The following is an 18092-nucleotide window of genomic DNA, read 5'->3' on the forward strand; positions in this document are numbered from 1 at the left end:
ATCATGCCGTAGCCGCCCGAATGCGTGTCGCTACTCGCCGAGCTTCTTCTGCTCGATGTGGGCGTTGAGCGTGGCCAGTTCGGGGTGCGTGTCCAGAATCTCGACCAGTTCGGCACAGTTCAGGCTGGTCGCGCCGTGTTCCTCGAAGAGGGCGTCGAGCAACTTCCAGTCGTCCGGAGTGTCCAGGCAGAGCCGGTACGACGCTCCGCCGCCGGCCCACGGGAGGTTCAGCAGGCGCATCTCGCCGGACCGGTTCTGGTGCAGGTACGGGGTGACGTGCTCGCGGTCCGCGGACAGCGTCGCGTGGGCCTCCGCGTCGTACAGGCGTTTCGCGGAGAAGACCTCGTAGTCCATGCCGCGCGGGTAGGTGCGCTCCAGGCAGTTCGAGATGTAGAGGTCGAGGTCCTTCTCGGACCGCCAGCGGTCGACGGCGGCGGAGATGATCTCCGGGTCGATCAGGGGGCAATCCGACGTGACCCGGACCAGGCCGTCCAGCTCGTGCGCGCGGGCGGCGCCGGCGAACCGGCTCAGTACGTCGTCCTCCGAGCCCCGGTAGACCGGGACGCCCGCGTGCTTGGCAACCTCGAGGATGACGTCGTCGTGGTAGTTCGTGGTGGTGGCCACGATCACCGGGAGACCGGTCTGCCGCAGCCGGTCCAGGTGGTGTTCGAGGAAGGACTGCCCGCCTGCGGTGAGCAGCACCTTGGCCGGTAGTCGTGAACTCGTCACGCGGACCTGGGTGACGATGCCGACCTTCAGTCGTTCCATCGGAACAGCTCCCGGATCTCCGCTGGGCAGACGACGTGGTCGACGCCCAGTTCGGTGTCGGTGAACTCCTTGGCGACCGCCGCCGGGACGAACGGCTGGTCGAGTTCGGGCCAGAGGCGTTTGATCCGGGCCTGCCCGCCGAAGGACGGGTGCTCGTTCTCCAGGACCATCGGGTCGCCGTACACACCGGGCTGCAGGCCGATCGAGGCGCCGTACAGGACGGCGGAGCTGAGCCGGTTGGAGGCGACGCGGGTGTGGTTGCGGAGCTCGCGCAGTTGTTTGACCAGGAAGTCGGCGTCGGTCTTGCGCCAGTGCAGACCGCGGTAGCCATGGGTGATGACGCGGAAGCCGGCGTCGGCGTACACCTTGCGGATGGCGGGCTGCTGGTACTCGTTCCAGTACAGGCAGACGGTCACCGGGCCGGTCTCGTGCTCGTTGATCGAGGCAACGATCCGGCCGTGGTCGCCGAGTACGTTCTGGCCTTCCCAGCCGTGGAACGGGTAGAAGAGCGTGCCCTTGGCCTTCTTGTCCTGTGTTGCCAGCTTCGGGTGGTTCTTCAGCAGATACAGCCAGACCGAACCGATCACCGAGTAGTTGCGCAGTCCCATCGACTGACCCCGCCTGCGCACGCTGTCGGTCCAGACATACTTCGGCATCCCCGGCGCGAAGTTCGTGCCATGGGCGAAGCCGTCCAGGATGTTCCACCCGTGCTGCAGGTAGCCCCAGATCCGCGGCGGCTTGCGGAGACCGGCGTACGACGCCATCACGTCGGCGTGCCCGTAGAAGTGGTTCGCGTGATGCATCAGCGCCTCCGCAGCACGCGCTTCAACCGGCGCCGGACCACCCGCGCCGGATTCAGCATCGCGTGCCCGAGCCGATACGGCACCGACCGCCGGATCCCACTCACAGTCCCCTCGAACAACACCGCCCGCGCGCTCGCATGCGCCAACTCATCCGCCAGCCGCGCAACCGTGGCGAGCTGCTCAGCACTCCCGAGCGGCCTGATCAGCTCCGGACTGGTGTCCGGTGCCAGCGTGATCCCAACCATCGAAGCCAGCCGAGCAGTCAGATCCTGCGCGCTACCTCCAGCAGGCCAAGGTTGCCTAGAGCCACCTTCCAGCGCCCGCCGAGCAAACCGCGCCAGATGCTCCTCAACCGTCCCGTCAGCCCCTTCGTGGAACAGCCGGTACGACGCCCCCTCCACAATCACGTGATCCGGAGCGCCCGTCGTGGTTGCCGTCCGCAACCAGTCGACGTACGCCACAACCTCCCGCCGCAACGCCAACTGATCGTCCACCCGCAACGCCGCGAGCAACCGCTCCTCCACCAACTCACCCTCGGCGGACTCAACCGGCAACTCAACCCCAACCACCACGTACCAAGCCGGCGCCAACTCCACCAGCAAACCAGCCCGCCCCGCATCCATCACCACCCGATACGGATCCATCAACGTAGGCCCACAGTTGCGCCCAGCAACAACCCGAGCAGCACCCGCCGCCGTCAACTGCCGGCTGTCGCCCACCAGAACTTCGGCCTCACCCAGTGACGGATACAAACCGTAGATACGAGCGGGAAGGTCGCCCACCCGGAGCCCACTCAAACCCCCGCCCCTCGCGCCCGCGCCCACCTCTGCGCCCCTCGCACCCGCGCCACTCACCCCCGCGCTGGCGCCACTCACCTCCGCGCCGCTCACACTCGCGCCGCTCGGGGGCGACTCCACCTCCCGCTCGCTCCGCCCTTTCTCCACCTCCACCCCGGCCGCGCGCAGCGCGGCTTCGAGGGGTGCGAGGCCGGCGGGTGCGGTGTCGCCTACCGCGCGCCCCCAGTCCTCGTCTCTTGGGAGGGCGGCGGTGATGTCCGGCTGGATCATTCGGTTGACGCTGAAGCTATTTGTTGCGCCGAGCAACAACCGTCCGTCGGGTGCCAGGCGGGTTGTCAGCTTGGCCAGCGCGTCCGACCACGGCAGCGAGGAAGTGTCTGGGCCGACCAACCGCTCCAACCCGTCCAGCGCGACGATCAGGTCGTATGCCTCGTCTGTCTCGAAGCGGTCCAGCGAACCGCAGTAGACCTGGGTCTTGGCGTGGGTGAGCGTCTCGGCGAGCTCCTCGGCATCCGGTGCCGAGCGGACCAGGATGTCGATCGACTCGGCCTGCGCCGCGACGTCGGCGTACAGGCTGTGGCTGTGGGGGCCGGCGATCAGCACGGTGTCGCCGGGCTTGAGAGCGGCGGCGAGTACGGCTGCGGCGGCTGGTCCGGAGACAGCGGGACGGCTGTCGGCCGGATGGAGATCCGACCAGTTGAGCATCTCTCCACCGACCAGATTCGATCGGGTCACTTCAGTCACGTTAGCCAACCAGTCCTGTGAGGGTCTCGATCACCCGGTCGACGTCGTTGTCGGTGAGGTCCGGGTAGAGCGGGAGGGAGAGCTCCTCGGCGTAGAAGGCCTCCGCGTTCGGGCACAGGCCGCGGGAGTATCCCTGCCGTGCGAAGACAGGATGCCAGTAGACGGGGATGTAGTTCACCTGGACACCGATGCCGGCGGCCCGCATTCCCTCGAAGATCTCCCGCCGGCGCCCGTCGAGCACCCGCACCGGATAGAGATGCCACGCGGGATCGACCCCCGCCCGCTGCACCGGCGTACGCAGTCCGTCCACCCCACCGAGCGCCTCGTTGTAGCGCGCAGTGATCTCCGCCCGTCGAGTCTTGAACGCGCTCAGCCGCGAGAGCTGAGAGAGCCCCAGCGCCGCGCCGAGATCGGTCAGCCGGTAGTTCACGCCGTACTCGTGCACCTCCTGGTGCCACGGCCCTTCGTCCACGATCTCGAACCGCGACGGGTCCCGCACGAGCCCGATGAAGTGGAACTCGTGCGCCCGCTGCCCCACCGCCGGGTCCTTGCAGACCACCGCACCACCCTCACCGGTGGTCAGATTCTTGGTCGGGAAGAACGACATCGTCGTCACGTCAGCGAGATCCCCGACCGGCCGCCCGCCGGCGCTCCCGCCGATCGAGTGCGCCGCGTCCGCTACCGTCCGCGCGCCCACCGCGTCGGCCAGCGGCTGCAGCGCCGCATAATCCGCAGCCTGCCCGGCGTAGTCGACCGCCGCGATCACCTTGGTCCGCTCGGTCACCACCGCCTCAACTGCTGCCGGATCAATCAGCGCGGTGTCCGGATCCACGTCGGCGAAAACAATCCGAGCACCCAGAAGGGCCGCGCAGGACGCAGTCGCGACGAACGTCATCGGAGTCGTCACGACCTCATCACCAGGCCCGACTCCGAGCGCGGCGTACGCGATGTGCAGTGCCGCGGTCCCCGACGTACAGCTGACCGCTCGATGCCCACCCGACAGCCGCGAGACCGCCTCCTCGAACGCAGCGACCGCCGGCCCGGTCGTGAGCCAATCCCCCTGCAGCACAGCCGTCACTGCCGCGATATCCGCAGCAGAGATCGACTGCCGACCGTACGGAAGCACTAGTGATCCACCTCGAGGATCTTCTGAATCTCCTCGATCGTGTACCACTGGTCGTTGGTGTTCGACGAGTAATGGAAACCCTCGTCGAGCTGTACGCCGCCCTCCGGCGGAATGTAGCCCCAGGTCGCCAGGTCGGGCTGCAGGACGAAGCGGTTGCCGATCGCGAGCACCCGCCGGCCCTCCTCGGGGCTGATCATCTCCTCGTGCAGCTTCTCGCCGGGGCGCAGCCCGACGTCGTGCATGGCCGCGCCGGGCGCGATCGCCTCGGCCAGGTCGGTCACCTTCATCGACGGGATCCGCGGCACGTACAGCTCACCACCGGTCATCAGCTCGAACGAGTCGACCACGAACTCGACCGCCTGCGGCAGCGTGATCAGGAACCGCGTGCAGCGCAGATCGGTGATCGGCAGCGACTGCCCAGCCGCGTGCAGCGCCCGGAACTTCGGGATGATCGACCCGCGGCTGCCCATCACGTTCCCGTACCGCACCACGGCGAACCTGGTGTCGTACGCCGCCGCATAGTGGTTGCCGTTGATGAACAACTTGTCCGCGGTCAGCTTGGTCGCGCCGTACAGATTAATCGGGCTGGACGCCTTGTCGGTCGACAGGGCAACCACCCGCTTGACCCCGGAGTCGATCGACGCCTCGATCACGTTCTGTGAGCCGATCACGTTCGTCTGGACGAACTCCCACGGGTTGTACTCACCACTGTCGACCTGCTTCAGCGCCGCCGCGTGCACCACGTAGTCCACCCGGTGCATGGCCCGCAGCAGCCGGGCCCGGTCGCGAACATCACCGAGGAAGAACCGCAGCCGCGAGTCGTCCCCGAACAGCTGGCGGACCTCCCACTGCTTCAGCTCGTCGCGACTGAAAACGATGATCCGGCGCGGATTGAGCCGCTCCAGCGCGTGCCGCACGAACGCCCGGCCGAACGACCCGGTGCCGCCGGTGACAAGAATGTCGGAGCCGGTGAGGATGGACACGTCGAGCAGGCTCCTTCTGACGGACGGTAGCGGTTGCCGCTCCGAAACAATAGCTGCCCGGTTAGGAACCCTTTCAATCCACTTGGATACGGTCTGTGCGTGAGACAAGTCGGTGTGCGGTGTGATGTCGGGCCGACACGGGGGATCGGGCATGTGATGCGCTGCCTCGCCCTCGCCGAAGAGCTACAGCGCCGCGGGCTCACCGTCGACTTCATCTGCGACGCCCACACCGTCCCCTGGGCAGCAACCCAGCTCGCCGCCCGCGGCATCACCATGCTCCCTGCCGTCTGGACACCGGCTGACCACGTCACCCTGCTCACCCGGTACGACGCCGTCGTGTTCGACTCGTACGACCTCGACGGGGCTGTCTATTCGGCGGTCCGTTCCAGTGGGTTGCCGACACTCGCGATTGTGGACGGGGACTTCCGGGGCGCCGAGGCCGATGTTCTGGTCGATCAGAACCTGGCAGCCGAGCTGGACCACCCCGTCCTGCCGCCCGGGACCGTGCGGCTCGCGGGACTCGACTACGTGCTGATCCGGGATGAGATCCGCGCGCTGCGGCCGTCCGAACCACCTGCGCCGCGGGAGGTCGCCGTACCGAAGGTGTTTGCGTTTTTCGGTGGGACGGATGCTTTTGGTGCCGGGCCGGCGGTGACACGAGCACTGGTCGCGACCGGTGTGCCGTTCGAGGCCACTGTGGTTGCTCCGACTCCTGAGTTGGCCGCACAGGTTGCTGCGGTGTCAGAGCAGGTGATGGTGATCGGTCCGACCGATCAGCTCGCCAAAGCGGTGCGGGAGGCGGATGTGACCATCAGTGCGTCCGGTACGTCGACCTGGGAGCTGTTGTGCCTTGGCGCGACCGCGGGGTTGGTGTGCGTCGTGGACAACCAGGTAATGGGCTACGAGCGAGCGATTGCCACCGGTACGGCGGCTGGTGTCGGAGTGCTCTCAGACCTGCAGGCGGATCCGACTGCCGCGGCTGCCGTGCTGAAGCGGTTGCTGACCGACTCGGCCGAGCGAGCGCGCCTTGCGGCCGCGGGGTGGCGGATGGTCGACGGTCAGGGGCGCGTCCGCGTGGCTGACGCACTGCTTCACTTGATCTCGTAGATCGTCACGTCGAGGGTCGCGTGCCGGATGCTGACGAACTCCGCGAGCTTCGGTGACACCGCTCCGGCCCGGCGGTCGGCGAACAGGTAGCGCACCCCGGCGTTCCGCAGTCGCTGGATGACGTCGGCCGACGGTGACTTGAAGGCGGTGTCGTTGGTGGCCAGCTTGCTGCTGTCCCAGTACGGGATCAGGCTCGGGTTCGAGTTGGTCTCGAGAGCGATCCGGTTGGCCTGGTTCGAATAGGACCAGCCCTCGACCAGCACCGGTCGCTCGGACAGTGCGGCGAGCCAGAAGTGCCGGCTGTCGCACACGTTCTCGCGCTGGATGATGCAGTGCGCGTTGGTCGCGATCAGCTCGCCTGGCTGAGTGTTCCGCCGCAACCAGCGTGCAGCTCCTGCCTCGGCCGCGGTCGCGCCACCACGGGAGACCTTGGCGTAGACCAGGTTCGACGCGCTGTCCGACACAAACGCCTGCAGTGGCACAAGCACTGCACCGATCATGCACGCAGCCACCGCGGCGGCCACCATCGCGACTCCAACGTTCCCCGGTCGGCGGAACACCTTCCAGCCAAGCCCGACGACCACTCCGACGATCAGAAGCACAGCCAGCATCCACAGCCACGGACCCTTGACGCCGGCCAGACCGGCGGCTTCGGAACGGGCAACCGCGAGCCCGGCCAAGCTGAGTGCCCCGGCGATCCCCACCAGCACCACACCGCGCCGGTCACCCAGCTGGCCCACCAGATTGGCCAGTCCGACACAGGCGAGCACCGCGATCGCCGGAAACGCCGTACGGAGGAAGTACAGCTGGCTGATCCCGGACTGCGCAGTCAGCAGCGTGCCGATCAGTCCGGCCACCGCGAATCCCATCAGGAACGCCGTCCCGACGTCACGCCATTTCCGCCCGAGGAACCACATCCCGCAGACCGCGAGCCCCCAGCTCAGCAGTGTCGCGAGCGGTGAGGACGACAACTGGCTGAAGACCTTGAACGGTTTGATCTCCGTGCCCCAGGTGGTCCCGCCGAAGATGGTCAGCACTGCAGCGATGAACACGACGAAACACAGCAGACCACCGAGCAGCGCGGTCCGATTGCTCTTCCGCGCCATGCCTGCCTGCACGAACGCGAAGGCGAACCCCAGGCCTGCCAGCGGCAGGATCGTCGACTTCGAGCCCGAAGCAACCAATGCGAGCAACACCAGCAGCACCCACCGGCTCCGCGGCGGCTCAGCCCGCAGCAGATCGACGGCCACCACACAGAGCGCGAGAGCGATCATGACGCCCAGGTTCTGCGTAGGACTCAGGTACGCCGCCACAGCCGTGGACACGCCACCAAAACCAGCATGCGCGAGCGGCTGCATCGCACCGCCCAGTCCCGCGATCAGTACGGCGAGCGGCCCGGCCCACGTGGCACCGGTCTCGGCCGTCGGCGCGAACCGGCTGGTCAGCGCGAAGACCAGCCCGCACCCGGCCAGGAACAACGGCAGCCAGGTCAGGGAGTGGATGAGGTCGGTCAGGTCGATCCGCGTCGCCCACGCAGTAGCAGCCGTCGACTGGTGGTAGAAGGAGTGGTACTTCATCGGCTCGCCACCGAGCCACAGCGTCGAGACCGGTACGTCGTACTTCGCGCTGGCGGCCACTGCCTGCTGGAAGGCCAGATCGGGGTACGAGCGGAGCGGATCGGTGTAGGCAGGCAGGAACTGACCCGGACCGCGCCGGTAGACGATCAGAACGACGACGGTGGTCGACAGGGCGAACAGCCACGCCTGCAACGGCCGGAGTGGTTGCGCCACCCGTCGCCAGACCCGCGCCCGGACGTCGCTGTCCAGGAAGGACAGCACGAGCACGACCGGACCCCACACCCAGGACCACGCCTGCAGCCCGATCGACGCAGCGGCCAGATAGACCACGATCTGTCCTGCAGTGCCGACTGCGAAGCCGCCGGCCAGGTCCTCGACCAGGTTGCGGCTGTAGTTGCCGATCAGCCGCCACAGCGCGAAGCCGGGCAGGGCGACGCCGAGCGAGGTGAACAGCACGAACCGGCCGACCTCGAAGAAAGTGGAGTGCTGCAGCAACAACCCGATCCCGAGGATGCCGACAGCAACACCTGCCAGCAATCCCGTCAGGGACGGCCCCGCCGTTCGCGGCCCCCGCCGCCGTGCCCGTGCGCGCATGGGCACACCCTAGAGTGAATTGCAGCGTTTACACAGGGTTACCCGAGTTCGTAGACGACAGCATCCGGAGCCCGGAACCGGACCGTTGCCAGCGCCTCCAGTTCCGGCGACACAGCGGTCTGCGCGGGGTCGGCGTACAGCCAGCGGACGCCGTACTTGGTGCGCACCTCCTGCAGGTTGTCACGCGTCGGCGCGACGAAGACGCGGTCGTTCTCGGCGAGCTTGTCCTGGTCCCAGAACGGGAGGATGTTCGGGTTCAGGGCAGTGGTGACGACCTGGTCGTTGATCGTGTTCGTGTAGGCCCAGCCCTCGATCAGGACGTGCCGTTCGCTGAGTCCGGCGATCCAGAAGTGCCGGGCGTCACAGCCCAGCGCGCTCTTGCGTGCGCAATGGGCGTTGGTGGCAATCAATTCGTCGGGGGTCGTGTGGTCGCGCAACCACCGCGCTGCGGCCAGCTGGGTGGCCGACGGTCCCAACAGCGTGTCCTCGGCAACTGCTGCCGTCGGCTTTGGCTCATCCATGCTCGGCAGCGCGCGCAGTGGTAAGTAAAGACCTGCACCCATAGCTGCCAGCACGAAGGAGGCCAGTACGACGCGACCGGTCCGCAACCAGAGTGCCGCGATGACACCGACCAGTGCGAGCAGTCCGATCGTCAGGACCCATGGCAGGACCAGTCCGGTCAGTGTGCCGTCCTCCCGACGGAACAGCACGGCGTCACTCGGCAGTGCCCGGATAATCCGACGTGCGACCACAGTCGCCGCCATGCCACCCAGGACTGACCCGAGTACGAGCCACCTCGCTCTGCGGATGGTGAACACCAGCATGTGCGCACCGAGCGCAGCCAGTACGGCGATGATCGGTACGGCGGTCCGGTGAAAGTACATCTGGCTGGAACCGGACTGGTCGGTCAGAGCCATTCCGCAGAAGCCCGCGACCGACACCCCGATCAGGAAGATCATCCCGGCGTCACGCATCCAGCGCTTCGCCGTACCGGCCAGAACGACCAGTCCGGCGGTACCGAGCAGCCAGGCCAGGCAGGTGACGATCGCACTGATCCACATCGAGCTGTGGTCGTAGTCGCCGGTATCCCACTCGCGCTGCCAAGCGATGAACGGGTAGACACCGATCTTGGCGAAAGTGATCCACGGCCGGAGCGACAGTCCGGTCGAGTGGTTACCGAAGACCACCACGATCGCGGTCAGGATTACGCTGGTCACCGCTACCGCCATCACCACCGCGCGCCGAGCGATTCGGCGCTGGCAGAGGCGGACGGCCACGACCAGCCCGAGACCGCAGAGGACCAGCGGCAGGATCGTTGCCTTGGAGCCGGAGGCGGCCGCCGCGACGAGCAGACCGATCAGCCAGGTACTGCGGCTGTTGCGGCCGCGCAGAATGTCGACGATCACGATTGCCAGCAGCACGGTCAGCCCACTGCCGAGGTTCTGCGTCGGACTGCCCCAGAGATAGGCGGTCAGACTCTCCTGCGGCAGCGTGAAGCCGGGGTACACGTTCACGGTGCCACCGATCGCGGCGACCGCGACGGCGAGCGGACCGGCCCAGCGAGAGCCCGGTGCGAAGCGGTCGGTCAGTACGAACACCAGTGCGCAGGCGGCGAGCGTCAGGGGGATCCAGCCGATCGTGTAGATCAGATCGGTCAGGTCGACCCCGGTAGCCCAGTTCACGGCCGCAGTGAACTGGTGGAAGAAGTAGTGGTAGTCCATCTGCTCGCCGTGCACGTACGACGCCTGCAGCGGGAAGTCGTACTTCGCACTGGCCGCCAGAGCCTGCTGGTACGCCATGTCCGGGTTGTTGTACGCCGGATCCGTGTACGGCGCTGGTGCGACGTTCCGCGGCCGTGCGATCGCGTACACCGGCAGAGCGCAGGCAGTGGCGAGCAACCAGGCAGTCAGCGGGCTCACCGGGCGCTCGACCCGACTCAGCACCCGACGGCGCCAACCCGGTACGGCGAATGCGGCCACCACGACCGGGAGTGCCCACAGCCAGGCCCACCGCTGCAGACCGAGTGGTGAGACACCCATGTAGATGAGCAGCAGCGCGGAGACACCGACCAGCGAGCCGGCCGCGAGGTCCTCGACCAGGTTGTGCCGGAACGGACTCCCGAGCCGCCACAGCACAACACCGGGCAGGGTGATCCCGAGCAGCCAGAAACGCACTAGGGCGAAGACGCTGTCGGCGGAGGTGGCTCCGGCCATCAGCCAGATCACCAGCACGGCCAGAGCAGCACCGGCTGATGCTTTTGCGAGTTGGTTCACGGCGGTCCGCCGACTGGGGCGGGCGGTCGGACGTGCCGACGTGCCCACTGTGAGGGTCGGCACCCGCGCCACCCTAGGCACTCATTCGCTAAGCTGCCAACTCCTATGAGTTGGTACGAAGCGCTCGAGTCCGGTGAGCTGAGCATCCGCCCATCGGTGGACGCGGCCAAGCGGTTCGGTGTTTCGATCGACCGCATGTCGGTGTCTGCCTCGGCCGGGACGCCACTCGCCGAGGTGCTTGCTGCGGTGGAACGGTCGACGGCCGACGTCGTCGTACTGCGGTATCCGGCGCGGGAGACCACCTGGTTCGCCGCACTGTCCGGCGGGCCGCGGAACGCGCTCCTGGCCGACACCGTCGTGTACTGGTCGCTCCCGGCCGGCAAGGGCCGACGGCCGGCACCACTGGCCGGTTTCACGGCCAAACTCGAGCCGGCGGCGGACGACGTACTGGTCGATGACGTGGTCGCCGACATCTTCGGTGACTCCGGGAACCACTACTGCGCGAACCCGATGTTCGACCGGGCCGTCGCACTGGCCGGGCGGCAGGAGTGGGCCCGGCGGCGGATCCGGGAGGCCGGTGCGGTCGTCCTCCGCGGTCCGGACCGGCGGGTGCTCGCGCTGGCCTCCATCGACGAGCAGCGCTCCTGGACCGAGATCCAGCTGGCCGGCGTCGTACCGGCTGAGCAGGGCCGCGGCCGGTACGCGCACCTGCTGTCAGCCATCGAGGATGCGGCCACCACACGCCGCCTGGTGGTCTCCACCCAAGCGCACCAGACCGGAATCCAGCGCATCTGGGCGCGTTACGGCTTCGAACCGGTGCATAACCTCCTCACCGTTCACCTCGTTGCCGCTACGTAAGGTGCGCGGCCTGGGCGCACCTCCCGCACGAGGGGAGTACCGCCGGAGTGTCGCCTCGGCTGAGCGTGGTGGTGCCCTTCTACAACGTCGGGGAGTACATCGGCGACTGTCTGGACTCGATCGCCCGGCAGACCTGGACCGATTTCGAGGCGATCCTGGTCGACGACGGGTCTCCCGACGACAGTGCGGTGATCGCGAAGGACTTCTGCACCCGGGACTCCCGGTTCCGGATCGTGCAGCAGGACAACGCCGGTCTCGGACCGGCGCGGAACACCGGCGTCCGGCATGCGCAGGGTGAGTACCTGACCTTCGTCGACAGCGACGACCTGGTCACCCGGCACGGCTTCCAGAAGCTCGTCCGCGCGCTCGACCGGACCGGCTCCGACTTCGCCGGCGGTAACGCGCGGCGGTTCAACAACAGCTCCGGCGTCCGGCCGTCCTGGCTGCACCGGCAGCCGTTCATGCGGGACCGGTTCGCCACCCACGTCTCCGAGGTGCCCGACCTGGTCCTGGACCGGATGGTCTGGAACAAGGTCTACCGGCGGTCCTTCTGGGACGAGCACGGCTACGAGTTCCCCGCCATCCGGTACGAGGACTACCCGGTCACCCTGCAGGCGCACCTGGACGCCGTCACCGTCGACACCGTCGCCGCACCGGTCTACTACTGGCGCGAGCGGGAGTCCGGCGAGTCGATCACCCAGCAGAAGTTCCAGCTGGGCAACCTCCAGGACCGAGTCACCTCGGCCGGACTGGTGATGGACCTGGCCGACAACGCGCTGCCGGCGATCCGGAGCAAACTGCACGCACACTTCACCCAGATCGACCTCCTGACGCTGATGATGGCGTTCGGTGCGGTCCCGGATGGTGAGGAGCAGGCGCTGGTCGACCTGGCCGGCAGTCTGCTCGACCGGCTGGACCCGGCTGCGTTGGAGCGTGCACACCGCTACGACCGGATCCAGCACGCTGCACTGCGCGCGGGAGACGTCGACCTGCTGCGGCGGCTCGCGATCTTCCGTGAGGAGGGCGGACTGCGCGGCGGTGCCCGCGTCCTCCCGCGCCCGCGGAAGCGCAAGCAGTACGTCTACAACTACCCGGGCCTGTACGACGGCGCCGTGTCGCCGGAGCTGTACCGGGTGGCTGAGCAGGACCTGACGCTGGCGACAAGCGTCCGCGAGGTCAGTTGGGTCGACGGCAAGCTGTCCGTCAAGGGCACCGCCGAGATCAAGCATCTGGCGATCTGTGAGTCGTCCAGCCTCCGCATCGACCTGGTGATCGCCGGACTGCCGTATCCGCTGCACGTCCGCCGGTACGACGCCACTGACCTGCACGGGGACACCAGTCGCGTCGGATTCGAGGTGGTGCTCGATGAGGAGCTCCTGGCCCGGTGCACGGCCGGTCCGGCGCATTTCGACGTACAGCTGAAGTTGGGGCGGTTGCGGCGCCGGGACCGGCTCCGCGGCCAGGCTGCGGGCAGTCCGGGCTGGCCGCCCGGTGCGTGGATCTCCCCGACCAGTTGGGTTCAGCCTGGTCCAGGCAAGGACGGGTGCTTCGCCGTACGGCGGCTGTCCGATCCCTGCCGGTTGACGTCGATCGAGCACACGCCGGACGCGCTCGTGCTGCACGGGCGGTCGTCGTTCGATGAGCCTTCGTTGTTCGTCACGCGGCCGGTGTCGGGTGGTGAGGAGCAGGTGCCGATCAAGGTGGACGGGCGCGACTTCACCGCGTGGCTGCCGATCGGACCGATCCTCGCGGAGACCAATCCGGACGACCCGTTCAGCCAGCGGACCACGCGGGCCTTCCGGCTCCGCGGTCCGGCCGGTGAGGAGAAGCTGCTGCTGTGGACGGCCGGCGACCGCGCGATGTCGCACGCCGAGCGCGGCCGGGTGGTCACGATAACCCGCTCCACCGGCGGCTACGTCAACCTGCACGAGTCGCCGATCCGGTTCGCCGCAACAGCTGTAGTTGCTGCGGGCAACATGTTGGTCGCCCGTGGACCGGACTGGGGTGAGGTGTCGTTCGCGTGGCGGCGCTTCCTGCCGGGGACCGACGACTACGTGGAAGTGCTGGCGCGGCGGAGCTTCTCGGACGACGGCTGGTCCGCTGTGGTCGAGCTGGATGCGCTGGTGCCTGTTGTCGACCCGACGGTTGAGCGACGCGTGTCGGTGGACCCGACTGCCTCGCTGGCCGACTGGATCCTGTTCGCGGTCGCGCAGGACGGCTCGGCCCACGCCGTACAGTGCGAGCCCTTCCTGTGCAGCCGGCTGCCGCTGGTGGTCCGCAGTGGCACGCACTCGCTCGCCGTACGGCCGCATGCAGGCACTCTGCACGTGGAGGTGCGCTGAATGCACCACCACAACCACTACTACGGGCAGGCGCACATTCTGGCGCGCTATGCCGGCCTGGAGTACGACCAGCCGCCGCGGCTGCGTGGATACCTGCAGCACGGCTGGAACATCGGCTGCGGCTGGAATCCGGTGCACGAGTTCTTCGACGGCGCCTGGCGGTTCACCTGGAGCGATGCGCCACGGCGGCGCGGCCACGCGCTCGGGCGGCGGAACTACCACAGCATCGGTGCGCCGTTCCTGTACTTGCTCGATCTGGTGCCCCCTCCTGTTGAGGAAGAGCGTGAGGGCACGCTGTGGTTCCTCTTCCATGGCTGGGAGGGCGGCAAGATCCACGGCGACCACCAACGGCTGATCGACGAGATCCGCGAGACCGAGCCCGGTCCGGTGACGTTCAGCCTGTACTACACGGAGTACGAGCGGCCCGAAGTACGCCAGTACTACGAGGACGCCGGCTTCCGGGTGGTGTCGTTCGGACGGCGTGGGTTCTCCTACGAGGGGACCGACAAGCAGTTTCTCTACAAGCAACTGGCCGAGCTGCGCAAACACAAGCGGGTTGCGGCCAACCGGCTCTCCACCGCCATCTTCTACGGCGTCGCCGCCGGCTGCGAACCAGCCGTGTACGGCGACCCGATGGAGATGGACGGTGAGAACCCCCTGTTCGGTGGGCAGAGCCGGATCGAGCGACTGTGGCCGGAGATGGTCGGTCCGTCGATCGACCTGGAGGCGGCGCGAGCGACCACGGACCTGGAGCTCGGCAAGGACTGGATGATGCCGGCCGCGGAACTGCGGATGCTGTTCGATTGGAGAGAGCGTGTCTGAGGTTCTGGTGGTCCGTGGTGAGATGCAGCCCTGGACCGATCACACGACGCGTCAGCCGGTGCTCGCTGCGCTCCTGACCGACGTGATCCCGGCCAACCGCCGGACGCTGATTCTCGGGCCGCACTCCCCGCTCCTGATCGAGTCCGTGCTCGCACACTCGGCCGACGTCACCATCCTGGTCCGCTCCGTCTCCGACGCCGAGCAACTGACCGAAACCTTCGGCCCCTGCCTGCACGTGGTCGCCGGTGCACTGGACGGCCTGCGGACTGCCGCTGCTGTGCAGCCCACTCTGTTCGAGGTGGCGACAGACGGCGTGGCGCCTTTCGAGGTAGTCATCGCGGCAGACGGCCTGGACCGCGTCCTCGGCTACGACAGCGAGCACCTGACCTGGACCGAGCGCCTCGCCGCGCTACAAGCCCTCACCGCACCGGACGCCGTCGTCGTACTCGGCCTACACAACGAGTTCGCCCTCCTGAACCTCCTGGACCGCCGCCCACCCCACCTCCGCCACGGCGACGACGAATGGGTCCCCCTCCACGACGACCCGACCCGCCCAGTCTCAGTCGACCAGTTCCAAGCCGCCCTCCCCTGGCCGGCCCAGCTGTACGCCGACTTCTCCTCCCACACCCTCGTATCCGTAGAAGCCGCCGCCACCGCCCGCCCCGGCCACCTCCCCACCCGCCTAGCCGTCGAGGCCCTCGAGTCCGTAGACACCCCCCTCCTAACCTCACCCACCGAGCCAGTCGAGTCCGCAGCCCGAGCCGGCCTCCTACCCGCCATCCCCACCACCTGGCTAGCCATCTGCAACACCCCCACCCCCCACACCCTCTACACCCAATCCGGCCCCACCACCCTCAAAGCCACCCCCACCCCCACCGGCTGGACCACCACTCTCACCCCAGCCCCCGGTAGCGGGCCGATGGACGCACCCTCTCTCACCGCCTCCCCCGGAAGAGCAGTCGCATCCGCCAGTTCCTTCCAAGAGGCCGTAGGCCTCGCCAGGCCGGCGGAGGACTCGCAGCTGCTCTTCGACCCGATGGTCGTGCCGACGGAGATCCCCGGCGGTGAGACGGTGGAAACTGTGTTGTTCCGGTTGGCTGCGGCTGAGGATGTGCCGGGGTTCCGGAAGGTTGCTGCGGCGCTGGGGGAGTGGGCGACGAGCTCGCGGGTGCTGCTGCGCTGGGACGACATCGTCGTCGACGGGGACACCTTCGCGTTCGGGATCTCCGGCTGGGTCGCCCCCGAGCGCGTCGACAAGCACGACCTGCTCGCAGCCGCCTGGCTACGCTTCCACAAGCGCCTGGTCGACGCCCACCGCCGCCACCCCTGGCCGCCGTGGATGGTCGGCGACGACCTGGTCTCGACCTGGCTGTCGATGTCCGGCGTACCCCCGGTCGACCCGACCCCGGCAACCGCCCCGCACGTCGAATCCGCCGTCGCCGAACAAATTGCCTGGGGCAAGCAGTTGGCCGCCGCGCTGTCCGCCGTACTGGACCCGCGCGAGCACACCCAGCCCGACCTCCGCACGGCCCTCGCCGACGCCGACCGCGCCCGCCTCGAACTCCACGAACTCCAAGGTCACGTCTTCGGCCTCGAACGCACCCTCGGCTTCCGCAACAAGGCCCTCAAAACCCGCGAGAACCGCATCCGCGAACTCCGCACCCAGGTCCAGAAGGCCACCGCGGACCGCAACAAACTCCACCGCTCCCGCTCCTACGCCCTGGCCCGCACCGTCGCCCGCGCCGCCCAGATCCGCAACCCCCGCAAACTGGCAAGCAAGGCCAAACGAACCCTCCACAAACACCTCAACAAACTCCGCCCACCCCGCTGATCAGCGGCGGGCGATGAGGAGCTGGTGGGTGTCAGGCCAGTCGATCGGTTCGCCCGCGGGGCTGGTGATCGAGGCGACTGGGTCGATGCGGTTGTCGATGACCCAGTCGTTGCGCCACGCCTTCGACGACGGGTCGAGGTGGAATCCGGCGCGCTCCGCCACCGCTGACCACCCAGCGAAGTCGAGCCCGCAGAACTGCTCGTGCGTTTCGCTCAACCAGTTGTCCACATAGTCCTTGCGCGTCAGGAAGTCCATCGCGTCGGCCAACCGCAGTACCAGCCGATCACCCCGTACGGCGTACTCGAACCGCACCTTCGCATTCCGCCGGAAGTCCTGCGCGAACTGGAAGAAGCGCGCCCGCGTCGACAGCTGACCGACGTACGCCGCCGGTTCGTCGAGCGACTCGAGTTCCACCGGCTCGGAAGGGTTGAGCCCGTCGCTGTCGTCCAGCTCCAGTACGACGGAACGGTCGGGCTCGGCCGGTCCGCAGACATCGGAGTTGATCCAGACACCGTCCGGCGCGGTGTGCGCGTACAACGCATCCGCGAACCGCTGCACGGTCTCGGTCCGCGACCCGTCGGCGTACGACCAGATCTCGTGGGTCAACGCGAGCGTCAGCGTCGTGTCGATCGACCGTACGGGGAAGACCGCCGAGCCCAGCATGTTCCGTTGGTAGAAGTACACATTGGGATTCCGGAAGAGCCCTTGTTCCTTCTTGTGCTCGCATTCGGCGTACAAATGCCGCGCGACCTCGACCCCGATCAGATCCGACTCATGAAATCGCGGATCCGCATCCACCAACTGCAACGTCGCCCCGGTCGCACACCCGATATCCAGAATCCGCCCCGGCCGGACGAATTCCTTGATCTGCTGCCATTTCCGATCCGCCGCAGTCTCGAACGCATCGGCGTACGTCTTGTAATCCCGCGTCGTGGTGAGCCCACCGTCGTCGCCCACCACCGGATCGTTCACACACCGCTGCACATGCGCATCCAGCGCATACCGCTCGAACACATCCACCGTCGCCGGATGCGCCACCGTGCGCCATTCATCATTGCCTGCAGCAACCATCAGCAGTACGTCCCAAGGCCGCACCACCCCCTCGGGCTCAACCCCGACCACCTCGAACCCGAGCAGTTCGTACAACTTGCTCACCTCAGGCGTGGAACAAGCCACCACCGTGTTCTCCGGCGTCAATCGCACGAGATCATCCGTCCCGGCCTCAATAGCCTTCACGGTCACCTCGGCAAACTCATCCGTCGGCGGCGTATCCACCACCCCGACCACCAACGACCGAATCCCCTCCAGCACGCTGAACCGCTCGATCGCCGCCTCCCGCCGATCGAACCCCACCGGATTCCGCTTGGTAGTCCGGTGATTGGCCGACGTCACCGCCCAAACCACCGTCCGCCCCCGCGCCGCCTCCCGCAGAAACTCCCCCTGAAACCGAGTCAGAACATGATGCCG

The 18092-nt window shown here is 67.6% G+C and carries 13 protein-coding genes; 5 read left to right on the plus strand and 8 right to left on the minus strand.

What is annotated here, in order from left to right; genetic code table 11:
* Positions 1 to 30: 30 nt before the first annotated feature.
* Genes ACFCV3_RS06930 through pseB form a run of 5 tightly spaced genes read right to left on the minus strand, consistent with a single transcriptional unit; the run spans position 31 to position 5221 of the window.
* Entirely contained in the window at positions 31 to 768 is a 738-nt protein-coding gene (locus ACFCV3_RS06930) for a cytidylyltransferase domain-containing protein (protein WP_376026905.1), read from the minus strand.
* Positions 756 to 1571: a hypothetical protein gene (locus ACFCV3_RS06935; protein WP_376026906.1), complete on the minus strand. Its 816-nt coding sequence runs from the start codon at positions 1569 to 1571 to the stop codon at positions 756 to 758. The genes ACFCV3_RS06930 and ACFCV3_RS06935 overlap by 13 nt, the downstream gene beginning before the upstream one ends.
* Positions 1571 to 3103 (minus strand): hypothetical protein, encoded by a 1533-nt coding sequence (locus tag ACFCV3_RS06940; protein WP_376026909.1) that lies wholly within the window; start codon positions 3101 to 3103, stop codon positions 1571 to 1573. Before ACFCV3_RS06940 ends, ACFCV3_RS06935 begins: the two co-directional genes overlap by 1 nt.
* A gap of 10 nt (positions 3104 to 3113) precedes the next feature.
* A complete protein-coding gene (locus ACFCV3_RS06945) occupies positions 3114 to 4238 on the minus strand; it encodes a DegT/DnrJ/EryC1/StrS family aminotransferase (RefSeq protein ID WP_376026912.1) in 1125 nt (374 codons plus the stop codon).
* Entirely contained in the window at positions 4238 to 5221 is a 984-nt protein-coding gene (gene pseB, locus ACFCV3_RS06950) for a UDP-N-acetylglucosamine 4,6-dehydratase (inverting) (RefSeq protein ID WP_376026914.1), read from the minus strand. The genes ACFCV3_RS06945 and pseB overlap by 1 nt, the downstream gene beginning before the upstream one ends.
* A gap of 99 nt (positions 5222 to 5320) precedes the next feature.
* On the opposite strand from pseB, the gene ACFCV3_RS06955 reads away from it, so the two are divergent.
* The gene (locus tag ACFCV3_RS06955; protein WP_376026917.1) at positions 5321 to 6328 is read left to right on the plus strand and encodes a PseG/SpsG family protein; all 1008 of its coding nucleotides are present in this window, start codon (positions 5321 to 5323) and stop codon (positions 6326 to 6328) included.
* Here the strand turns inward: ACFCV3_RS06955 and ACFCV3_RS06960 are convergent.
* Positions 6313 to 8499, minus strand: coding sequence for a hypothetical protein (locus tag ACFCV3_RS06960; protein ID WP_376026919.1), 2187 nt, complete (start codon positions 8497 to 8499; stop codon positions 6313 to 6315). The two genes, ACFCV3_RS06955 and ACFCV3_RS06960, sit on opposite strands and share 16 nt — an antisense overlap.
* 38 nt (positions 8500 to 8537) lie before the next feature.
* Positions 8538 to 10835: a hypothetical protein gene (locus ACFCV3_RS06965; protein ID WP_376026921.1), complete on the minus strand. Its 2298-nt coding sequence runs from the start codon at positions 10833 to 10835 to the stop codon at positions 8538 to 8540.
* Between the two features lie 42 nt (positions 10836 to 10877).
* Between ACFCV3_RS06965 and ACFCV3_RS06970 the strand changes: the two genes are divergently transcribed.
* Genes ACFCV3_RS06970 through ACFCV3_RS06985 form a run of 4 tightly spaced genes read left to right on the plus strand, consistent with a single transcriptional unit; the run spans position 10878 to position 16625 of the window.
* Positions 10878 to 11630: an N-acetyltransferase gene (locus ACFCV3_RS06970; RefSeq protein WP_376026923.1), complete on the plus strand. Its 753-nt coding sequence runs from the start codon at positions 10878 to 10880 to the stop codon at positions 11628 to 11630.
* Between the two features lie 47 nt (positions 11631 to 11677).
* Entirely contained in the window at positions 11678 to 13972 is a 2295-nt protein-coding gene (locus tag ACFCV3_RS06975; protein ID WP_376026924.1) for a glycosyltransferase, read from the plus strand.
* Positions 13973 to 14794, plus strand: a complete 822-nt coding sequence (locus ACFCV3_RS06980) for a hypothetical protein (RefSeq protein ID WP_376026926.1) — start codon at positions 13973 to 13975, stop codon at positions 14792 to 14794.
* Positions 14787 to 16625 (plus strand): hypothetical protein, encoded by a 1839-nt coding sequence (locus ACFCV3_RS06985; RefSeq protein WP_376026928.1) that lies wholly within the window; start codon positions 14787 to 14789, stop codon positions 16623 to 16625. Before ACFCV3_RS06980 ends, ACFCV3_RS06985 begins: the two co-directional genes overlap by 8 nt.
* Here ACFCV3_RS06985 and ACFCV3_RS06990 read toward each other — a convergent pair whose 3' ends face one another.
* Complete coding sequence (locus tag ACFCV3_RS06990; protein WP_376026931.1) at positions 16626 to 18017, minus strand: class I SAM-dependent methyltransferase; 1392 nt, start codon at positions 18015 to 18017, stop codon at positions 16626 to 16628.
* Positions 18018 to 18092: the final 75 nt, after the last annotated feature.

The organism is Kribbella sp. NPDC056345 (assembly GCF_042262745.1).
Lineage (GTDB): Bacteria > Actinomycetota > Actinomycetes > Propionibacteriales > Kribbellaceae > Kribbella.

What these genes read in the sequence shown, in the direction of transcription:
- ACFCV3_RS06980 (WP_376026926.1), top strand. Translation starts at nt 13,973, where the DNA reads ATGCACCACCACAACCACTACTACGGGCAGGCGCACATTCTGGCGCGC.
- ACFCV3_RS06960 (WP_376026919.1), bottom strand. Translation starts at nt 8,499, where the DNA reads ATGCGCGCACGGGCACGGCGGCGGGGGCCGCGAACGGCGGGGCCGTCC.
- ACFCV3_RS06930 (WP_376026905.1), bottom strand. Translation starts at nt 768, where the DNA reads ATGGAACGACTGAAGGTCGGCATCGTCACCCAGGTCCGCGTGACGAGT.
- ACFCV3_RS06970 (WP_376026923.1), top strand. Translation starts at nt 10,878, where the DNA reads ATGAGTTGGTACGAAGCGCTCGAGTCCGGTGAGCTGAGCATCCGCCCA.
- ACFCV3_RS06935 (WP_376026906.1), bottom strand. Translation starts at nt 1,571, where the DNA reads ATGCATCACGCGAACCACTTCTACGGGCACGCCGACGTGATGGCGTCG.